General features: G+C 73.1%; 14 protein-coding genes. 7 read left to right on the plus strand and 7 right to left on the minus strand.

What is annotated here, in order from left to right; genetic code table 11:
* Window positions 1-495: 495 nt before the first annotated feature.
* Entirely contained in the window at window positions 496-1,782 is a 1,287-nt protein-coding gene (locus CLV72_RS18620) for an RNA polymerase sigma factor (protein WP_106247867.1), read from the minus strand.
* A gap of 21 nt (window positions 1,783-1,803) precedes the next feature.
* Window positions 1,804-2,223, minus strand: a complete 420-nt coding sequence (locus CLV72_RS18625; protein ID WP_106247869.1) for a YciI family protein — start codon at window positions 2,221-2,223, stop codon at window positions 1,804-1,806.
* Window positions 2,224-2,731: 508 nt separating this feature from the next.
* On the opposite strand from CLV72_RS18625, the gene CLV72_RS18630 reads away from it, so the two are divergent.
* On the plus strand, window positions 2,732-4,348 hold the full coding sequence (locus CLV72_RS18630) for an alpha/beta fold hydrolase (RefSeq protein ID WP_146159484.1): 1,617 nt from the start codon (window positions 2,732-2,734) through the stop codon (window positions 4,346-4,348).
* A gap of 104 nt (window positions 4,349-4,452) precedes the next feature.
* Here CLV72_RS18630 and CLV72_RS18635 read toward each other — a convergent pair whose 3' ends face one another.
* The gene (locus CLV72_RS18635) at window positions 4,453-4,911 is read right to left on the minus strand and encodes a MarR family winged helix-turn-helix transcriptional regulator (RefSeq protein ID WP_170141025.1); all 459 of its coding nucleotides are present in this window, start codon (window positions 4,909-4,911) and stop codon (window positions 4,453-4,455) included.
* Between the two features lie 77 nt (window positions 4,912-4,988).
* Between CLV72_RS18635 and CLV72_RS18640 the strand changes: the two genes are divergently transcribed.
* Complete coding sequence (locus CLV72_RS18640) at window positions 4,989-5,969, plus strand: NAD-dependent epimerase/dehydratase family protein (protein WP_211302946.1); 981 nt, start codon at window positions 4,989-4,991, stop codon at window positions 5,967-5,969.
* Window positions 5,970-6,035: 66 nt separating this feature from the next.
* On the opposite strand, the gene CLV72_RS32305 is transcribed toward CLV72_RS18640, so the two are convergent.
* The gene (locus CLV72_RS32305; protein WP_170141026.1) at window positions 6,036-8,051 is read right to left on the minus strand and encodes a serine hydrolase domain-containing protein; all 2,016 of its coding nucleotides are present in this window, start codon (window positions 8,049-8,051) and stop codon (window positions 6,036-6,038) included.
* Between the two features lie 384 nt (window positions 8,052-8,435).
* Between CLV72_RS32305 and CLV72_RS18655 the strand changes: the two genes are divergently transcribed.
* The gene (locus tag CLV72_RS18655; RefSeq protein ID WP_106247876.1) at window positions 8,436-9,233 is read left to right on the plus strand and encodes a class I SAM-dependent methyltransferase; all 798 of its coding nucleotides are present in this window, start codon (window positions 8,436-8,438) and stop codon (window positions 9,231-9,233) included.
* A gap of 13 nt (window positions 9,234-9,246) precedes the next feature.
* Here CLV72_RS18655 and CLV72_RS18660 read toward each other — a convergent pair whose 3' ends face one another.
* Window positions 9,247-10,149, minus strand: a complete 903-nt coding sequence (locus CLV72_RS18660; RefSeq protein ID WP_106247879.1) for a DUF4231 domain-containing protein — start codon at window positions 10,147-10,149, stop codon at window positions 9,247-9,249.
* Window positions 10,150-10,701: 552 nt separating this feature from the next.
* On the opposite strand from CLV72_RS18660, the gene CLV72_RS18665 reads away from it, so the two are divergent.
* Both CLV72_RS18665 and CLV72_RS18670 read left to right on the plus strand, forming a co-directional pair.
* A complete protein-coding gene (locus CLV72_RS18665) occupies window positions 10,702-11,523 on the plus strand; it encodes a hypothetical protein (protein WP_106247882.1) in 822 nt (273 codons plus the stop codon).
* A gap of 47 nt (window positions 11,524-11,570) precedes the next feature.
* A complete protein-coding gene (locus CLV72_RS18670; protein ID WP_170141027.1) occupies window positions 11,571-14,333 on the plus strand; it encodes an nSTAND1 domain-containing NTPase in 2,763 nt (920 codons plus the stop codon).
* A 14-nt stretch (window positions 14,334-14,347) separates the two neighbouring features.
* Here the strand turns inward: CLV72_RS18670 and CLV72_RS18675 are convergent, their stop codons facing one another.
* Together CLV72_RS18675 and CLV72_RS18680 are read right to left on the minus strand one after the other, a co-directional pair.
* A complete protein-coding gene (locus CLV72_RS18675) occupies window positions 14,348-16,342 on the minus strand; it encodes a PEP/pyruvate-binding domain-containing protein (protein WP_146159485.1) in 1,995 nt (664 codons plus the stop codon).
* Window positions 16,339-17,472, minus strand: coding sequence for a phosphomethylpyrimidine synthase ThiC (locus CLV72_RS18680; protein ID WP_211302947.1), 1,134 nt, complete (start codon window positions 17,470-17,472; stop codon window positions 16,339-16,341). Before CLV72_RS18680 ends, CLV72_RS18675 begins: the two co-directional genes overlap by 4 nt.
* 474 nt (window positions 17,473-17,946) lie before the next feature.
* Between CLV72_RS18680 and CLV72_RS18685 the strand changes: the two genes are divergently transcribed.
* Together CLV72_RS18685 and CLV72_RS18690 are read left to right on the plus strand one after the other, a co-directional pair.
* Window positions 17,947-18,873, plus strand: a complete 927-nt coding sequence (locus CLV72_RS18685; protein WP_106247891.1) for an acetamidase/formamidase family protein — start codon at window positions 17,947-17,949, stop codon at window positions 18,871-18,873.
* Window positions 18,874-19,093: 220 nt separating this feature from the next.
* Window positions 19,094-19,837, plus strand: coding sequence for an SDR family NAD(P)-dependent oxidoreductase (locus CLV72_RS18690; RefSeq protein ID WP_106247894.1), 744 nt, complete (start codon window positions 19,094-19,096; stop codon window positions 19,835-19,837).
* Window positions 19,838-19,845: the final 8 nt, after the last annotated feature.

A 19,845-nucleotide genomic window follows, 5' to 3' on the forward strand; every position in this document is an offset into this window, starting at 1 on the left:
GACTTTGACCAGCACGAACGACTGGTGCGGCCCCACCGTCCGCAGACGACGCCGGGCCCGGGTCCGGCCGCAGGGACGTCCTCCGCAGAGCCGCGCCGGCCGAACCCGGGCGGGCGCCCGCGCCCGGCTCGGCCGAGTTTGGCCCGTTCCGCGTCGACATCCCGCAGGGCGGCCTCGACGCGCTGGCCGACCGGCTCGCGTCGGTGCGCCGGCCCGACGAATCACCGGGCGCCGGCTGGGCTCGACGCCTCCCGCACCACCCGCGGCCAGGCACCGCCGCGTAAGACCGCGCAGGCCGAGATCGTGGCTGCACGACCCGGCGATCCGGGCGAACCTGAGAAACCGGTCCGCCGGCGGTTCCGCCCCCGTCACGGAGGAAGCGCCATCCTTCGGATGCGGACGCGGCACCACGGCGACGAAGGGCTCGCGCGGCCGGCGCACGAGCGGCTGGTGGAGCCGGCCATCCGCGCGATACCGGCGGCTGAGCGCGGCCGGTCAGCCCAGCTCGGCGAGCCTGCGTTCCAGTACGGTCCGCTCGCTCTCGTTGCCGCACAGCTCCGCGGCCCGCCGCAGTTCGGCGCGGGCCTCGTCGGTGCGGCCCAGGCGGGCGAGCAGTTCGCCGCGGACGTTGGGCAGCAGGTGGGATCCGGCCAGCTGCCCGGCGTCCGCCAGCCCGTCCACGATCGGCAGCGCCGCGGCGGGGCCGCGCGCCATCGAGACCGCGACGGCTCGGTTCAGGTCGACCACGGGCGAGGGCGCGAGGCGGCCGAGCGCCTCGTAGATGAGCACGACGCGCTCCCAGTCCGTCGCGTCGACGGACGCGGCGACGGCGTGGCACTCGGCGATCGCGGCCTGCAGGCCGTAGGCGCCCAGGCCCCGTCCGGCCCGCTCCGCGCGGGCCAGCGCGGCCCGCCCCCGGCGGATCGCGGCGCGGTCCCAGCGGGTGCGGTCCTGGTGTTCGAGCAGCACCGGCCGCCCGTCGGGCCCGGTGCGGGCCGGGAAGCGCGCCGCGGTCAGTTCGAGCAGCGCCAGCAGGCCGTGCACCTCGGGCTCGTCCGGCATCAGCCGGCTCAGGATCCGGGCGAGGCGCTGCGCCTCACCCGCGAGGTCGAAGCGGATCAGCTCACGCCCGGAGCTGGCCGAGGACCCCTCGGTGAAGATCAGGTAGACCACACTGAGCACCGAGCCGAGCCGTTCGGCCCGCTCCTCGGGCGGCGGCACCCGGAACGGCACCCGGGCCGCGCCGAGCGTCTTCTTCGCCCGGGTGATGCGCGCCTGCACGGTCGCCGTCGGAACCAGGAAGGCCCTGGCGATCTCGTCGCTGGTCAGACCGCCGACCACCCGCAGGGTCAGCGCCACCCGAGCCTCCCGCGACAGCACCGGATGGCACGAGGTGAACATCAGCGCCAGCACGTCGTCGTCGATCTGGTCGGGGTCCCACAGCACGTCAGGCGCCTCCCGGACCGGATCGGACGGGGCACTGCCCGTGACGGCCCCTCCCTCGCCCAGGTCCTGGGCGAGGGAGGCGTACCTGTCGTCAAGGGCGGAGCGCCGCCGGAAGGCGTCGATCGCCCGGCGCCGGCCCACGGTGAGCAGCCAGCCCGCGGGCTTGTGCGGCACCCCGTCGCGCGGCCAGCTGACCAGCGCCTCGGCCAGCGCCTCCTGCGCCAGATCCTCCGCCAAGGCGAAGTCCCCGGTATACCGCGCGAGCGCCCCGACGATCCGCGCGGACTCGATCCGCCACACGGCGGCGACGGCCTCACGACCGGTCGGATCGGCCATCTCTCGCTCTCCGCACTCCGCTCACAGCTGCCCGGTCGCCTCGCGCCAGGCCCGCTCCTGCTGGATCCACTCGTTGTCCTGCGGAAACTCATCGATCGTGGTGACCCGGCGGATCTCGGTCTTGAAGCCCGGCCCCGTCAGCGGCGCCCGCTTCGCCCACTCGACGGCCTCCTCCTTCGACGCCACATTGAGGATGTAGAACCCGCCGAACAGCTCCTTGGTCTCCCCGTAAGGCCCATCGGTCACCACGGGCGGCTCAGCCGAGTGGTCCACCACCACACCCTCGGCCGCGTCGTCCAGCCCCTCGGCGGCGAGCAGCACCCCGGCCCGGATCATCTCCTGGTTGAACCGCCCGACCGTCGCGATCATCTCGGTGAAATCCGCCTCCGCCATCCCCGCGAAAGCCTCATCGGTCGCCCGCATGATCAGCATGTACTTCATGGTTCCGTCTCCCTGACTCGCCCGGGCCGCTCTCCCGGCCCGCTCACCCATAGGTCGAACGGAAGCCGTCCCCGATCGACACGGCGGCGGCAGAATCCTGCCAGAATTCCGGCCGCCCGGCTGAGGACGGGACGCGACCGCTCTCAGCTGCGATGTTGCGGCTCCTACCCGGAAAGGATCCGGTCCGAGAGGTCGTCACGGCTCTTCGGGGGCGTCCGGCGACGTCCGGGACGCGGCAAGTCCGTCCCCGGCGCGGGCGCACTCGTCCCGCGAGGCGGCGCATCGGTCGTGGCCGACCCGGCGACCGCCGGTTCCGGCGGACCTGGACCGAACACCGACACTCCTCGGCGCGAACACCCCGTCCGGCGGCTGTTTCCGGCAAAAAAGAGCAGAAAATCCGCTGTAACGGGTTCTCTCCGCGAATGCCGGTCTCTAGGCTCTGTGAACGTCATGTGACCCTCTGTCCACGTTCCGTGTTCTTCGCGTGGACGGCCTGAGGAGGCGTGCCTTGGTTCCGTTCGGTGGGAGACGCGGCGGCCGGGTGCTCGCCGCCGGTGCCGCGGTGCTCGTGGCGGCGGGTGCCCTGAGCGGCGGGACGGCCTCGGCCGCGTCCGCTGCCGGCGGGCTCGCGGACTTCTACCGGCAGCCGGTCGAGTGGTCGGCCTGTACCGAGGAGGCTCTGGCCGGGCTGGAGTGCGCGACGGTGGTGGTGCCCATGGACTACGCCGAGCCCGGCGGGGAGCGGATCGAGGTGGCGCTCAGCCGCGCGCCCGCCGCCGATCCGGGCCGGCGGCGCGGTGTGCTGCTGCTCAACCCCGGCGGGCCGGGCGCGGAGGGCCGCAGCCTGCCGGCCCTGTACCAGGGGCAGCCGATCACCGAGGTCTACGACCTGATCGGCTTCGACCCGCGCGGGATCGGTGCGTCCACCCCGCTGAACTGCGACGCTCCCGAGCCCGGCCCCAACGACGTGTCGTCGCGGCCCACCGACGCCCAGCTGCCGGAGTTCGCCCGGCTCGCCCGCGCGTACGAGGCGAGCTGCGAGCGGGCCGGCGGCGAATTCCGCCGGCACGTCAGCACGGCCAACACCGCCCGCGACATGGACGTGGTCCGCGCCGCGCTCGGCGAGGAGCGGATCAACTACCTGGGCTACTCCTACGGCACGTACCTCGGCGCGGTGTACGGCAGCCTGTTCCCCGAGCGGCTGGACCGCAGCGTGCTGGACTCCTCGATCCACCCCGACCGGATCTGGCGCGACACCTGGCGGGCGACGGCACCCGCCGTCACCCGCAATGTGGACCGCTTCGCCCGCTGGGCCGCCGAGCGCGACGGCACCTACGGCCTCGGCGGCTCACCGGACGCGGTGCGCGCCACCATCGAAGAGATCGCGGCCGCAGCGCACCAGGAGCCGGTCGACGGGATGGACCGGACCGCTTTCGACGGATTCGTCGGCAGGCAGGCCCGCTGGCAGGCGGAGTGGGACCTGTTCGCCGAGACCCTGGCCGGGCTGCGCTCGCCGTCCGCACGCGACGCCGCCGACGCCGCCGAGGCGGTGCTGCTGGCCGAGGCGGCCGAGCCGCAGCCCTGGTCGCGGGCGACCTTCACCGCCGTCATGTGCGAGGCCGACTGGCCCGCCGGGCTCGGCGGCTACTACCGCGAAATGCGCGAGTACCGCACCGAACACCCGTACGGCATGGGCGTGATGGCCGTGGCGCCCGACCCGTGCACCTTCCGTTCCTTCACCCCGCCCGAACCTCCGGTGGAGCTGCGCCGCGACGGCCACCCGCGCGGTCTGGTCATCCAGGCCGAGTACGACTCGCAGACCGTCTACGCGGGCGGCCCCGCCATGGCACGCGAACTGGGCGCCGGCCTGGTCACCATCGCCGACGACGGCGGCCACGCCTTCTACGCCGTCCGCGGCGAGGGCTACGGCTGCGTGGACGCGCACGTGAACCGCTACCTGGTGGACGGCGTCCTCCCGCGCGGCGGAGCGGTGTGCCCGGGACTGCCCGCACCCGACGTACCGTCCGACGACGAGCCGGGATCCGCGCCGACAGCCGCCCAGGGCGACCTCGCCGAGCGCATGGCCCGGGCCGTCGAGACGCGCGGCGGCCTCCCGACCGGCTGACCGTGCCCGTCCGCTCCGCCGTACTACGGGCGGAGGCGCGGACGTGCGGCGCTACCGTGCTCCGCCAACGGCGGGCCGGTCGGCCGTCGCCGTGCCGAGGCGGATCAGTCGCCGCGCACCTGCTCGGCCAGCGGTTTCAGGGTCGGGTCGGTGGCGGCGGCGGCGAGAGCGCGTTCGAGGACGGCCCGGTGGGTGGGGCGGGCCTGGGCGACCAGTTCGCGGCCGCGAGCGGTGATCTGGGTGTAGACGCCGCGCCGGTCGGTCGGGCACAGGAAGCGTTCGGTGAGGCCGGCGCGCTCCAGGCGGGCGACCAGGCGGCTGACCGAACTCTGCTTGAGCGGGATCGCGTCGGCGAGGGCCTGCTGGCGCAGGTGGCCGCCGTCATCGGAGTAGGCCAGCGCCGCGAGGGCGGCGTACTCGGACGCGGAGATGCCGTGCTCGGCCTGCAGGGCGCGGTCCAGGGCGTCGTGGGTGGCCGCTTCCAGCCGCCGCAGCGCCTGCCAGCGCTCCTCCAGGGGCGACGGCAGTTCGATCCGCGGGCCGCGGGCGCCGGCTGGCGGCATGGGCGTCCTCCTCGCTCAGCGGCAAGTTTGACACAGATTCCATGCACAGACAATCTATGCATATACAAATTCTGTCTATGCATAGATCGGGGGCGCCCATGGACGTCTTCCTCACCGGCGCGACGGGCTACATCGGCGGTTCGGTCGCGCACCGGCTGCTGCGGGCCGGCCACCGCGTCACCGGGCTGGCGCGCACCCCCGAGAAGGCGGCGGCGCTCGGCCGCCTCGGCGTCGAGCCCGTACTCGGCACGCTGGAGGACCGCGAGCTGCTCATCGAGCGGGCCCGCGCCGCCGACGCCGTCGTCAACGCCGCCGACAGCGACCACCGGGGCGCCGTGGAGGCGCTGGTCGACGCGCTCGCGGGATCGGGCAAGCCCCTGCTGCACACCAGCGGATCGAGCATCGTCGGCACCGACTCCCGCGGCGAGGCGTCCGACGAGGTCTTCGGCGAGGAGATCCTGAACGAGGGCTCGGCCTGGCGGCCCGCCGCCGACAAGCGGGCACGGGTGGCGATCGACCGCCACGTCCTGGCCGCCGCCGACCGTGCCGTCCGATCGGTGGTCCTGTGCAACACGATGATCTACGGCCACGGACGCGGCCTGGCCCGCGACAGCGTGCAGATCCCCGCCCTTGTCCGGCAGGCGCGACGGAGCGGAACCGTCCGCCGGATCGGCCCCGGCCGCAACATCTGGTCCAACGTCCACGTCGACGACATGGCCGACCTCTACCTGCTCGCCCTGGAGGCGGCCCCAGCGGGATCGTTCTACTTCGTCGAGAACGGCGAAGCCTCCTTCGCCGACCTCGCCGACGCCATCGCCGCGTCCCTCGGCTCGGACCGCGCCGAGCCCTGGCCCATCGACGCCGCCATCGCCGAGTGGGGCCGCGAACTAGCCGTCTTCGCCCTCGGCTCCAACAGCCGGGTACGGGGCGAACGCGCCCGCACCCACCTCGGCTGGCGGCCCCGCGCCCTCTCCGCCCTGGAGTGGATCAGGTCCGAACTGGCGGTCCCGCCCGCCGCGGACCGCGACGCCCCGTCCGCCGAGACGCGCGGCCGCTGACCCGGTCCGGCGGGCGGGCGACCGGGGGTCTTCCCCCGGTCGCCCGCCCGCCGGCGGTTCGGACGTTCAGACCGGTGGGGTCCACACGATGCCGTAGTGGAAGCCGAAGTCGATGAAGGCGGCGAGGGACAGGGCGATGGCGGTGTAGTGGATGCGGCCGGTCAGGGTCCACCAGCGGCGGATCCAGGCGGTGACGGTGAAGGCGAGGACGGGGAGCAGGAGGACGGCGGCGGCGGTGAGGGGGGCGGTGAGGAGGGGGGAGTCGTTGAACATCAGGCCGGTCAGGGCGGCCATGTCGGTCATCAGGTAGGCGAGGAGGGCGACGAAGCCGACGCAGGTGGCGACGGTGGCGGCGGCGGTCCAGACGGCGGTGCGCGCGGCGGCGGTGCGGGCGGGGCGGCGGCGGAGGACGAGGCGGGTCAGGGCGGCGATCGGCCAGGCCAGGATGGTGAGCATGACGAGCAGGGCGGCGGCGGCAGCGCCGAAGTGCAGGTAGGGCTGCTCGTGCCAGTCGACGCGCTGGTAGTTCTGCGAGGGGACGGCGTCCAGGGCTAGGCCGATGACGCGGCCGTCTTCTTCGATGAAGGCCAGCTGGTCGCCCTCGTCGGAGCGGAACAGGTTCTGCTCGACCGGGGTCCAGTCGCGCTCGCCCAGGAGGGCGTTGGTGGTGTGCAGGCGGCCGTCGCCAGTGGCCGACACCGTGGTCTGGTCCGTGACGACCAGCAGCGAGGCGGGCTCGCCGCTGCTGGTGCGGGTGGTGGTGTAGGTGCCCACGTACGGCTCCAGGTCGATGGCGGACGCGTCCGGCGCGGGCTGCTCCTGCTCGGTGTCCGATCCCGGTCCCTGCTCGGCGTCCGCCCCCGATCGCCCCTGCTCGGTGCCGGGTCCCGGCTGCTCCGGCTCGGGCGTGCCGAACTCGGCGAGGAAGGCGTCGACGATGCGGGCGCGGCCGTCCGCGATGGGGCTCTCGGCGACGCCGTCGGCGTTGACCGATACGAAGAAGCCCAGCTCCTGCTCGGGGAGCAGGACGTACTCGCTGTGCGCGCCGTCGAGGTCGCCGCTGTGGCCGATGCCGTGCACGCCGTCGGCGTACCGGTCCCAGGTGCCGTAGCCGGCGCCGGCGATCCGCGGGTGCGCACTGGCCTGGCGGGTGAGCATCGCCGCGGTGCTCTCCGGGGAGAGGAAGTCGCCGCCGGCCGCGGCGCCGTCGTTGAGCAGGGCGATCATGAAGCGGGACATGTCGGGGGCCGTGGCGTAGACGGCGCCGGCGGGGCCCTGGTTGATGTACAGCGGGGCCGCCGGGTCGGGGGCGACCGTGTACAGCTTGGGGGTCTCCAGGATCTCGGCGGCCTCGTCGGGCTGGTGGAAGCCGCTGCGCTCCATGCCCAGCGGGGCGAAGACGTTCTCGGCGGTGTACTCCTCGAACGGGACGCCCGAGACCTCCTGGACGATCAGGCCGACCAGGGTGGTGCCGTAGTTGGAGTACGCGACGAAGCGGCCGGGCGGGTGGACGCGCTCGGGCCGGTAGGCGGCGGCGTACTCGGCCAGCGGCAGCACCCCGCCGGGCGAGGCGGCCGCCATGCCCGCCACGCTGTCGGCGAAGCCGGCGGTGTGGGTGAGCAGGTGGTGCAGGGTGACCGGCTCGCCGGGGAAGCTGTCGGGGATCCGGACGTCCTCGGGCAGGTACGCGTTGACGTCGGTGTGCAGGTCGAGCCTGCCCTGCTCCACCAGTTGCAGGGCCGCGGCGGCGGTGAAGGACTTGCTGACCGACGCGATCGGGAAGGACGTCGTCTCCGCGTCGACCGGGGTGCCCGCCTCGACATCGGCCTCGCCGTACCCGCCGGCGAAGACCTGCTCGCCGTCGGCGACCACCGACACCACGGCGCCGGGCAGCCGGTGCTCGGCCATCAGCGCGGGGACCCGCTCGTCGAGGAAGCGCTGCACATCGGCGGCCGTGGGCTCGGTGCGGGCCCCGCCGCCCGCCTCGCCGGCGTGCGCGGCCGCGCCGGGGAGCAGGGCGGACCCGAGGACGAGCACCGTGGCCACGCCGAGCCCGAGTGCGGTCCGAATAGCTTGCGGCACGGTGCCGTCTCCTTGCTCTCAGGGGGAGTTCGAGGGCGGGGACCGACGTCCCCGTCACGAGAAAACGCTAGAGACACGCCGCGCTCCGATCAGTGACGCGAGCTGCCCGCTCCTCCCGGGAGCGTGCGCACCGCCGATGGTGGTGCTGCCTACACCCCGGCGGCCCACCCGCACGGCGCGGTGGCACGGCACCGCCCGGGCCCGGGGCCGCGCCATGGGACGGATGCCGCCGGGCACACGCGGCGATGGCGAGGACGGTCGAGAGGGACCTGCTCGTTTCAGCTGCGAAAGCGCCGGAATGGCGCCCGGAAAGGACGGCAGGGCGCCGACCAGGCGCGGAATGGAGATGTCGATCTTTCCCTCGCGGACGCTAGGGTCCGGTAGGTGACCGATACAGGACGCGAGCGGCTTCGCCGCACCTTCACCGAGGCGGCGGAACTGTACGACCGCTCGCGGCCGGGCTATCCCGCGCGGATGTTCCGCGACCTGGCCCGGGCGGCCCAGGTCGGGCCGGGGCGGCGGGTGCTGGAGATCGGCTGCGGCACGGGGCAGGCGACGCTGCCGCTTGCGGCGCGCGGCTGCCGGATCGTCGCCGTGGAGCTGGGCGCCGAGATGGCCGCGGTGGCGCGGCGGAGGCTGGCCGCCTTCCCGCGGGCGCGGGTCGAGGTGGCCGCCTTCGAGGACTGGCCGCTGCCCGACGAGCCCTTCGACACGGTGCTGTCGGCGACGGCCTTCCACTGGGTCGACCCGCGGGTGCGGGTGGCGAAGGCGGCCGAGGCGCTGCGGCCCGGCGGCGCGCTGGCCACCGTCGCCACCCACCACGTCGCCGGGGGCAGCAGCGCCTTCTTCGCCGAGGTGCAGGAGTGCTACGAGCGCTTCGACCCGTCGACGCCCCCGGACCTGCGGCTGTCGCCCGCCGCCGAGGTGCCCGAGGACCGCCTGGAGACGCCCGGCGCCGAGCGCTTCGGGCCGCCCGTCTTCCACCGGTACGAATGGGAGGCGGGCTACTCCACCCGCGCCTACCTGGACCTGCTGCTCACCTACTCCGGCCACCGCGCCCTGCCCGAGGAGGCCCGCCGGGGCCTGTTCGACGCGATCGGCCGGCTCATCGACGGCCGCCACGGCGGCCGGATCACCAAGCGCTACCTGACGGAGCTGCGGATCGCGTACCGCAGGGCGTGAGCGCGCGCCCGCCTCAGCCGTGGGAGGAGCGCCAGGTGCTGTGCTCGCGGCTGATCGCGGCCTCGGCGTCGGCCACGCCGGCCGACCAGTCGGCCTCGGCCGAGTCGCGCCGCAGCCGCTCCCTGACCAGGCCCAGCTCGTGGGTGGCCAGGGCGTAGGCGCTGGCGGTGGTGGAGTGCTGGCGGGTCGCCGACCAGGCGGCGAAGGCGGCCACCATGGCGGCGGCGATGCCGGCGAGGTCGACGTCGACGAAGCCGGCCGCCTTGGCCAGCGCGCAGGCCACGCCGGCCACCTCCAGCGCCAGCACGACCGCGCCGTAGCGGCGCGCCTGCCGGTGGTGGAACTCCGACCTGTCCGCGTACCAGTCCTGCTGGTCGCCGATCCGGTCGGCCAGGTACGCGCGCCGGCGCACGTCCGGCGGGCTGGCGCGCAGCTCGCGCAGCCGGTCGCTGATCACGGCGGCGCGCGTCGGCGGCAGCTGGACGGAGGCGAGGTCGCGGCGGAGCGCCGAGAGGCGCTCCACGAAGGCGCTGTCGGCCTCGTCGGGCGGCAGCTGGAGCCCGAAGGGCGCGCCGCCGACCGCGTAGCGCCACGACAGGGTCTTCACCGACTCCGCCAGCGCCCGGCCGGTGTACCAGGAGCGGTCGGGCTGCCGCTGCAGCACGAGGGTGTCCACGGCCAGCGCCCCCACGAACAGCAGGGCGGTGGCGACCGCGGCGAGGTCGACCCGCTCCGGTCCCGCCGCGAGCGTCAGCGCGGCCGTGACCGCGGCGGCCACGGTGAGCAGCAGCCGGGCCCGCACCGCGCGCAGGTACACCCGCTGGCCCTGGAGCGACGCCTGGTCGGCGGACTGGTACAGGCCCGGGTAGTCCGGGTAAGTGAGGCCGGCGGGCCGCCGGCTTTCCGTTCCTGCCATTCGCTCATTCCGTCCGGGCCGGGGCCGAGGTCACCAGCTGGAGTGGCCGCGCATAACCGAATGAATCGCGCCGGTCCGGATCGACGGGCAGAACGGAAATCGCCGGTACGGCGCGCGGCTTGGGGAATACCCGACCGGTCGGGGACGGCACCGCGGCTGACCGGGACCGGCCATCGGCGGGAAAGCGGTTTGCCCGAAGTGGGTGCGTACCGGAGTTCCCTAATGATCACTTCCGCCGGAGAATTCCGATCGGCCAGGTCGCGGCGTGTATCGCCCAGAACAATCGATCTTCGGCCGCCCGCCGCCGCGCGGGTCCGGCCGCGGCCGGACCCGGCTCTCGCCTCGCAATGCCGAAACCCATCATGATGCGGTTTGCGAAGTCGATCGCACACGTATTCTGTTCAGCACCGCTTCCGGTCCGCGCACCGCGTCCGCCCGCCGGCCGGAGCGAGCCGGTCACGCACAATGCGCCCCCAACCCGTATGCGAGCCGCTTCCACACCGACGAAATCCATTCGAGCGGTGCAGGTGCGGTGACGAAAAGGAGCCGGTCATGCAGATCGGGCGACTCGACGGCGATGCGGCCGAGTTCTTTCTGGCGCACTCTCCGCACGCGCCGCTGGCCGCCTGTGTCGGAATTTCGGATTCGTCGGGCGAACCGGTGCGGATCGCGTTCGAGGAGTCCGAAGCGGCCCATGTCATGATCGTCGGTCGCTCGCGTGCGGCCGCGCTCGGGATCTGCACCGCGATGCTGCTCGACCTGGCCAGGCAGATCGTCACCACACCCGACCGCCGCGGCATGTACACCACTCCGCCGTTCAGCATCCTCGACCTGCTGGGCACCGAGGAGTCGCGCGTGTTCACCGACGCGGCGATGTCGCTTCCCCTGGCGATAAAGCTGGAGCGCGCCACCGACACGGCGATGACCGCCTTCACCGATTTCGACTACGAGCTCACCCGGCGCCAGGGCGATCCGGACTCCCCCCGGCACGCCAAGTTCCTCTTCCTGTGCGGGCTCCAGGCCGCGCACGGAATCCGCTCCCGGGGCCTCTACCGCTCGCCGGGCGTCAATCCGCAGGCGCCGAAGTTCGCCCGGCTGCTGCGGCGGGGCGGCGCCTGGTCGCTGCACACGATCGTCTGGTGCAACAGCTTCGTCAACCTCGACCTGACCATGGCCGACGGCATCGGCGCCTTCGGCCACGTGGTCATCCTGGACGGGGCGGGCCCGGTCCCCGGCCGGCTCGCCTTCGCGGACGGGCTGCCGGCCGACCGGGCCCGCTATGTCGACGCGCGGCGCGGCACCGCGGTCCCGATCGTCCCCTTCGCCGTCCCCACCGACGCCTGGTGCGAGGCCGCCATCAGATCCTTCGAATGATTCGAGCGGCGGGAGCCCCTTCCGCCGACAGAGGAGCCACGAGCGATATGAGACACGTGCGGGTGTTCATCTCCTCACCGTCAGATGTAAGTGAAGAGCGCGCCGCCCTGCGGAAGATAATCGACGATCTCCAGTACGACCCCTTTCTGCGCGACCACGTGAGCCTCCAGGACGTCTCGTGGGACCGCCCGCGCGCCGAAGTGCCGCTGCTGGCCTCGCTCGCCCCGCAGGAGGCGGTCAACCGGGGCCTTCCCAAGCCGAGCCAGTGCGACATCGTGGTGGTGATCTTATGGAGCAGGCTCGGCACACCGCTCGGGCCGGAATACCCCAGACCGGGCGGTGGATATTTCCGATCGGGTACGGAATGGGAGTTCCACGACGCGGTTCGGTCCGAAGCCGCCACTGGACGGCCCAGGGTATTGCTGTATCATAGGAACTCCGATATTCAGGTCTCGCTTAAAGATCCCGATCTCGCCGACAAACAAGAACAACTGAAGCTGGTCGGTGAATTCCTGCACGACGCCGGAAACGCAATCGGCTCGGGCCGCCCCGTCGCCATTAACTCGTACGAGGACGTAACGAAGTTCGCGTCGACGGCCGAGGCCCATCTGAGGTCCGTCATCAAGGGCCTCATGGACCAGGAGGGCAAGATGGACGCAGGCCCCGGCACGCCGCGCAGGTTCACCTCCTCCCCGTTCCCCGGCCTGCGCCCGTTCAGCGAGTCGGAGTCACTGGTCTTCTTCGGCCGCGAGCGCGAGACCAACGAGCTCGTCGAGCGGCTCAGCGATCCCAAGTACCGCTTCCTGGCCGTCATCGGCTCCTCCGGCGTCGGCAAGTCCTCGCTCGTCAACGCCGGGGTCATCCCGGCGCTGCGCGAGCGCGGCGCGATCCCGGGCGCCGAGAGCTGGCGGCTGCTGCGGATGACCCCCGGCGAGATCGACGGCGATCCCTTCCTCTCGCTCGCCGCCGCCCTGGCCGGCAGCCGCGCCGCCGGCGCCGCCGCCGACCCCCAGGACATCGCGCAGAAGCTCGAACGCGACCCCGGCGGCTTCGGCGAGTACATCGGCGGCGTCCTCCGCGACTCCCCGCGCTGGGCCAAGGCGCTGCTGGTCGTGGACCAGTTCGAGGAGCTGTTCGCCTCCACCACGGACGAGCGCAAGCGCGTCCAGTTCGTCGCGCTGCTGGTCGAGGCGGTCCGCTCCGAGCGCGTCGTCGTGATCGTCACCCTGCGCGCCGACTTCTACGCCCACTGCCTGGAGCACCCCGAGCTGGCCGCGCTGCTACGCGACGGCTCCTTCCCGCTCAGCACCGCCGGCCTCGGCGCCCTGTACCGGATGATCACCCGCCCGGCCGAGCTGGCCGGGCTGCACTTCCAGGACCAGCTCTACGAGCGCATCGTGGAGGACACCGGCGCCGAGCCCGGCGGCCTGGCGCTGATGGCCTTCACCCTGAACCTGCTCTACTCCCGCGCCGGCGCCGACGGCGAGCTGCTGGTCAGCGAGTACGAGCGCATCGGCGGCATCCGCGGCGCCATCGCCACCCGCGCCGAGGAGATCTTCGAGCACCTCGCCCCGGCCGACCGCGAGCAGCTGCCCACCCTGTTCCGCAAGCTGACCGACGTCGGGGAGTCCGGCGCCCCGGTCCGCCGCCGCGCCCGGCTCAGCGTCTTATGCCAGGAGCCGGCCACCGAACGGCTCGTCAACCTGCTCGTCCAGGCCCGGCTGGTCGTCGTCAGCGACGACGGCCACCGCGAGGCGACGGCCGAGGTCGCCCACGAGGCCCTGTTCGGCTCCTGGCCGCGCCTCACCGAGTGGATCCAGCAGACCCAGGACGACATGACCCTGCTGCGGCAGCTGCGCCGGGCCGCCGACGACTGGCAGCGCTCCAACCGGCTCGACTCCTTCCTGTGGCCGCATGAGCGCCTGGTCATGGTCGAGGCCATGCTGCGCAATCTCGACCCCGAACTCGACCCGGTCATCGAGGACTTCATCGTCCCCGAGGCCACCCGCATCCTCGCCGAGGTCGAGCAGCCCTGCGCCCACCAGCGCCGCGCGAGCGTCGGCGACCGGCTCGCGGAGATCGGCGACCCCCGGGCGGGCGTCGGCCTGGACGCCGAGGGCCGCCCCGACATCCTGTGGCGGCGGGTGCCCGGCGGCCGGGTGCGGCTGCGCGACGCCGGGGAGATCCAGGTGCCCGGCTTCGAGATCTCGGCCTACCCGGTCACCTACCGGCAGTACCGCGCTTTCCTCGACGACCCCGGCGGCTTCGCCGAGCCGTCCTGGTTCGACGGCCTGGCCGCCCGGCCGCAGCAGCCCGGCCGCCAGTTCCGGCTGGTGCCCAACCACCCGGCCGAGAACGTCTCCTGGTACGACGCCGTCGCCTTCTGCCGCTGGCTGAGCGCGCGCACCGGCCGGCAGGTCCGGCTGCCGGCCGACTGGGAGTGGCAGCTGGCCGCGGCCGGGCCGGGCGACGGCTCGCGCTACTGCTGGGGCGAGCGCTGGGACGACGACCGGGCCAACACCCTGGAGTGCGGCCTGGGCCGCACTGTCGCCGTCGGCCTGTACGCGGTGGGCGCCACCCCCCAGGGCGTGCACGACCTGCACGGCAATGTCTGGGAGTGGTGCCTGAACCGCCTGTCCGACACCGCGCTCGACGGCGTCGACCACGCCTCGCAGAACGCCCGGGTGGTCCGCGGCGGCTCGTGGCTGGTGGCCCGCTCCTTCGCCCGCGCCGACTTCCGCGGCTGGGACGACCCCGAGCTGCGCTACCCGGCCCTCGGCTTCCGGCTGGTGCGGGCCGGCACGCCTTAGCCGCCCGCCGGTCCTCAGCCCACCGGCACCACGCTCACCACCGAACCGGCCGGCACGTCGTCCAGCGGCTCGATGATCGGGTAGACGGTCACCCGGTAGTCGCGCAGCAGCGCCGCGAAGTGCGACAGCAGGCTGCCGCGCAGCAGCACCGGGCAGCCCGCGCGCTTGAGGTCGAGCGCCATGGCATTGGCCAGCGCCGGATCGCGGAAGGCGGAGCGGCTGAAGTCGACGTAGGCCAGCCTGCCGGGCCTGCCGCCGCGCAGGGCGCCGGCGTCCTGCGGTCCGCGGATCGGGGTGAGCGTGCCGGTGGCGGCCGCAGCTGCGCCCGCGCCGCCGACGGCGGCGCGGAAGTACCGCAGCCGCGCCTCCTCCGGCGTCAGCGGCGACACCTGCCAGGTGACCACCCGCTCCCTGACGGGCGCGTCGCCGTGCAGCACCAGCATTTCGACCCTGGCGGGTCCGAACACCTTACGGATCGCAAGGAGATTGGCCGCCACGGCAGCGCGTTCGTCGGCGTCGAGCACCGGGAGGCGCCGCAGCTCGGCCGGCACCGGCTCGGCCGGGGTGCCGGGCACCCGCACGGCGTAGGGCTTGTCCGGCACGATCTCCCGGCGGGTGCCCGCCGTGTCCAGGTCGATCTCGTACACGTCGTGGCCGCAGGACTCCAGGCCGTCGAGCTGCCCGTAGAGGGCCGCCACGGTGGCCACCTCGCCCTGGTCCGGTGCGGGCAGGGTGGCGATCAGCGAGGCGCGCAGGTCCGTCCAGTTGCAGACCAGCAGGGCGACCTCGGCGGTGTAGTCGTCGCGGCCGTTGTCAGCGATGAAGCGCCAGTAGCGGACGACGTGCGCCATGCAGTCGTCGGCGCTGGTCAGGAAGCCCGACTGCGGCATCAGGTCGCCGCTGTCCAGCGCCGACCAGTAGACGGACCGCATCGAGACCGGCCCCCGGGCCAGGAAGGCGTCGAAGACCGACCGGCAGGCCGCGACGACCTCGGGCGGCGGCCGTCCGCCGCTCCGCTTGAACGCCTCGAAGGCGGCGGGCAGGATGATCGAGGCCGGCACCGTGGTGACGGCCGCCTCCCCCGCGAGCCGGAAGGGCACCAGTTTCGGACTGCGCAGGGCGGTGCCCCGGGCGTCGGCGGTGTACCGGCCGGGCGGCCCGGACGGGTCGGGGTAGGGCAGCCGGCGCGCTTGCAGCAGCCAGAGCCGGTCGGCGGAGTCGACCAGCCACTCGATGTCCAGCGGCGCCCGCTGGGTGCGTTCGAGCTCCAGGGACCAGGCGATCAGTTCGTCGGCGTGCCGGGTCTGGAGGTTCCGGTCCGGCCGGTCCGCCACCGTCCGGGCGCGCTTTCCGACCACCAGGGTGGCCGCCTCCCGCCGGTTCTCCACCACGTTCACCGGAGCGCCCTCGGCATACTCGATCAGCATCGAGCCGGCGTCGGCGGTGCCGGGCAGCAGGGTGTAGGCGACGCCGCCGAGGACGGGCTCGGGCGCGTGCTGCACCACCACCGCCATGCCCAGCTCGTACACGGGCAGGCCGTTGGCCGCGCGGTAGTCGCGGGCCTCGGGGGTGAAGGCGGAGGCCCAGACCCGCACGACGGCCGCGCAGACCTCCTCGGCCGTGCCGAGCCCGATCTCGCTGTGGTAGACGCCCGGCGAGACCGTGCCGGGCAGGTCCTCGCTGACGAAGGACGAGCGGACGGCCACCGCGCCGCCCGCGCCGCCGGACAGTTCCGGCAAGCGGTCGCCGATCTCCTTCACCAGCTCGGGCGGGAGCGACAGCCCGCGCACGATGCGCGGCATCTCCTCGGGCCGGCTGCCGGCCGGGGCCGCGGCGGCGAAGCAGTGCCGCAGCACCGAGGTGGACACGCAGAACGACGGCGGGCAGGGCGCCGAGCGGCCGAGGATCGCGCCCAGCCCGCGCGCCTTGCCGCCGATCTCGGCGATGGGCGTCCGCGCGTAGTCGGCGTCGGCGACGATCCAGCCGGCCGGCAGGACCGGGGCCCTCACGTGAGGGCCGTCCGGGCCCGCACCAGCGGGCACGCGCCCGAGCACATCGTGCAGGCCTGGCCCTCGTGGTAGCCGAGCCGGTCGAACAGCGCGACGGCGTCGCCGCGGTGGATGGCCAGGTGCGCCATGCCCGCCCAGTCGTTGCGGTTGCGCGCCTCCGACAGCTTGGCGTCGCGGCCGAGGTCGCCGTGCCGGCTCACCCCGGCGGCGTGCAGCGCGATCTGGAAGTACTTCACCGCCTGGGTCATGTCGTCGATCGTCGGCATATGGCAGTGCTCGCCCGCGGTGACGCAGGTGATCCACGAGGTGTCGTGCCGGGCGGCGGTGGTCGCGCCGATCGCGCCGACGACGTCGTCGTAGCCGATGCCGATGTCGGTGGGCGTGGGGCCGAGAGCGCCGAAGGGCGCTCCGTGCAGCTTGGTGCGGCCCAGTTCGCAGTAGACCGGGATGAGGTCGAGCGGTACGTGGTTGACCAGCTCGACCGAGACCTTGACGCCCCGCTCGTGCGCCCGGCGCACCAGTTCGGCCTGGTGGTCGACCTCTTCGAGGTGGGTGGCGTCCAGGGCGTCGGCGATGCTGCCCGGGCGGTAGGTGCCGGCCAGGCTGAGCGCCATGCCGCTGTCGCGGCAGATGCCGAGGATGTCGTCGAAGTTCTCCAGGTACGGGTTCTCCCGCCCGGACCGCAGCGACACCTCGGCCATCATCGCGCCGCCGCGGCTGGTCACCGGGATGGCGCGCGTGCTGTCCTTGATCCGCTCCGCCATCGCGAGGGTGCCGGAGGCGTGGATGGTCACGAAGTCGACGCCCTGGCGGGCCTGGCCGTCGAGCACGGTGAGCACGGCCGAGCGGGCGTCCTCGCCCCGGCGGGTGATGCGGCGGTGGATCTCGTAGGTGGGGACCGTGCCGAAGACGATGTCGAGGGAGTCCAGGACGCGCTCGCGCAGCCGGGTGTCGTCATTGGTGGTGACGTCGGTGAGGGTCTGGACGCCTAACTCCTGCGCGCGCACGGCCTTGGCGTACTCCAGGTCGGCGTCCGTCTCGCCCGGGGTGACCCCGATGATGACGCCCAGCACCGGCGGGTGCGGGCGGCCCATCAGGGCGCCGCTGATGGCGTGGGAATCGTTCTTCATCAGATACGAGACGGGGTTTTCCACCGGCACGGACTCGTCGGGCATCATAATGCGCCGCTCCTCTGGGAACAGGTCGGCGGCCGCGACGCGAATGGCTGACGTCCGGGCGAATGCGAGCCATGGGGGCGATGGCGCCGAATGGGCATCTCGAAAGAGGGTACTTCAGCGCGCAGCCGGTGAGAAGAAGCCGGGAAGAGGGATCGGATGATCGATTTCCCGCTGATCATGCGGACCGCGATTCCGGCACGGACGGCAGCGGGCGGGAATCGGCGATCTTGGGGCGAAAGGCATGGGACGGCCGTGATTCAGGCGGTGTATAAAGCATTGTGAGACGGAATGAGATCGTTTCCGGTCATTGATCCCATGCGCACGGGAACCCGGTCCCTCTGGTGGAGCGGAGCGGCCGATCGAAAAGGGGCATTGCCCCGGCACGGACGATCCGGGCGGCGTACTGTGAGAGCCACGGAGGTGGCGATGGGCACGTCGTATGCGCTGGAGCCCGATGACCGGACCCTGCGCGGCCACTTCTCCCCCGACTTCCCGCCCGTGCTCAGCGTCGACCCCGGCGACTCCGTGCGGGTGCGCACCCTGGACGCCTGGTGGTCCACCGGCCCCTACCTCGGCGACGACGTCGCCGAGCGGCCCCGCGTCCCGCAGTACCGCGAGGGCTACGGGCACGCGCTCACCGGCCCGATCGAGGTGCGCGGCGCGCAGCCCGGCATGGTGCTGGAGGTGCGCGTCGACGCGGTCGTGCCCGACGTCTGGGGCACCTGCGCGCTGGCGCAGCCCGAGCTGAACGCCCGGTACGGCCTGCCGCCGGCGGGCACCGTGCACGACTGGACGCTCGACCCCGTCGCGATGACCGGCCGCAACCAGCACGGCCACACCGTGGGGCTGCGCCCGTTCCTCGGCATCATGGGCATGCCCCCGCCCGAGCCCGGGCTGCACCCCACCTTCCCGCCCCGGCGGCACGGCGGGAACCTCGACTGCAAGGACCTCGTCGCCGGGAGCACGCTGTACCTCCCCGTCCCCGTCGAGGGCGCGCTGTTCTCCGTAGGCGACGGCCACGCCGCCCAGGGCGACGGCGAGATCGGCGGCACCGCGATCGAGTGCCCGATGCGGCGGGTGGACCTGCGGCTCGACCTGCGCGACGACTGGGCGCTCGACACCCCGGTCGCGCACACCCCCTCGGGCTGGCTGGCCTTCGGGCTGGCCGAGGACCTCGACACCGCCACCGCCCGGGCGCTGGACGCGATGTTCGCCCTGATCGGTCGCCTGCACGAGGTCTCGCGTGCGGATGCCGTCATGCTGGCCAGCGTCGCCGTCGACCTGCGGATCACCCAGATCGTGAACGGCGTCGTGGGGGTGCACGCGGTACTGCCGCCCGGGGCCATTCGCTGATCCGACCCCGGCACCGCCATTTCCCAGATTCCCAGACGTTCGTGTTTGATCGGTATAAGCTCGGCACAGCGGAGGGAGAACGCAATAGAACCTGCGGCGACCAGGCCGAACACTATTTCGGCCGAATCGGCGGCGTTCCGTGATCGAGATTTGTGATCGCGATTTCGCGTGACCCGGTCCGCGCCTCCTTTATCCCCGATATCGCCGGGAGGACCGGACCGTGCCAGCAGAGAGAGTCGCCCTCGTCACCGGAGGGTCCCGGGGAATCGGCCGGGCGATCGCCGAAAGGCTCGCCGGCGACGGATACTCCGTCATCGTTAACTACCTGGAATCGGAGGCGGCGGCCGAAGAGGTCGTCGCCGGCCTGCCGGAAGGCGTGCGCGGCCTGGCGGTCCAGGCCGACGTCTCCAGGCGCGAGGACGTCTCGGCCATGGCCCGGCGGGTCTCCGACGAGTTCGGCCGCCTCGACCTCTTGGTCAACAACGCCGGCCAGACCCTGGTCGGCGACTGGCGCACCCTCGACCCCGCCACCTGGGACCGCGTCCTGCAGATCAACCTCACCGGCGTCTTCAACTGCGTCCAGGCCCTCGCCCCGCTGATCGCCCGCACCTCCGACCAGGGCCGCATCGTCAACATCGGCTCCGTCTACGCCGACATCGGCACCGGCTTCGTCGCCGGCTACGTCTCCGCCAAATCGGCCGTCCGCACCCTCACCCGCGTGTTCGCCACCGAACTCGCCCCCGACATCCTGGTCAACGCCATCGCCCCCGGCGACATCGACACCGAGATGACCCGCTCCGCCGGCCCCGAATTCATCGCCGCCACCATCGACAAGACCCCTCTCAAGCGCCTCGGCACCCCCGTCGAGATCGCCGCCGTCGTCGCCTTCCTCGCCTCCCCCGCCGCCGCCTTCATCACCGGCCAGACCATCACCGTCGACGGCGGCCGGGGACTGCCGAGCTGAGGCCCGCT

Source organism: Allonocardiopsis opalescens (assembly GCF_003002095.1).
Taxonomy (GTDB): Bacteria; Actinomycetota; Actinomycetes; order Streptosporangiales; family Streptosporangiaceae; genus Allonocardiopsis; species Allonocardiopsis opalescens.

Excerpts from the sequence above, each read along its gene's own strand:
- CLV72_RS18635 (WP_170141025.1), bottom strand. The coding sequence starts at position 4,911 with ATGCCGCCAGCCGGCGCCCGCGGCCCGCGGATCGAACTGCCGTCGCCC.
- CLV72_RS18625 (WP_106247869.1), bottom strand. The coding sequence starts at position 2,223 with ATGAAGTACATGCTGATCATGCGGGCGACCGATGAGGCTTTCGCGGGG.
- CLV72_RS18640 (WP_211302946.1), top strand. The coding sequence starts at position 4,989 with ATGCATAGATCGGGGGCGCCCATGGACGTCTTCCTCACCGGCGCGACG.
- CLV72_RS18665 (WP_106247882.1), top strand. The coding sequence starts at position 10,702 with ATGCAGATCGGGCGACTCGACGGCGATGCGGCCGAGTTCTTTCTGGCG.
- CLV72_RS18660 (WP_106247879.1), bottom strand. The coding sequence starts at position 10,149 with ATGGCAGGAACGGAAAGCCGGCGGCCCGCCGGCCTCACTTACCCGGAC.
- CLV72_RS18680 (WP_211302947.1), bottom strand. The coding sequence starts at position 17,472 with ATGAAGAACGATTCCCACGCCATCAGCGGCGCCCTGATGGGCCGCCCG.
- CLV72_RS18670 (WP_170141027.1), top strand. The coding sequence starts at position 11,571 with ATGAGACACGTGCGGGTGTTCATCTCCTCACCGTCAGATGTAAGTGAA.
- CLV72_RS18620 (WP_106247867.1), bottom strand. The coding sequence starts at position 1,782 with ATGGCCGATCCGACCGGTCGTGAGGCCGTCGCCGCCGTGTGGCGGATC.
- CLV72_RS18685 (WP_106247891.1), top strand. The coding sequence starts at position 17,947 with ATGGGCACGTCGTATGCGCTGGAGCCCGATGACCGGACCCTGCGCGGC.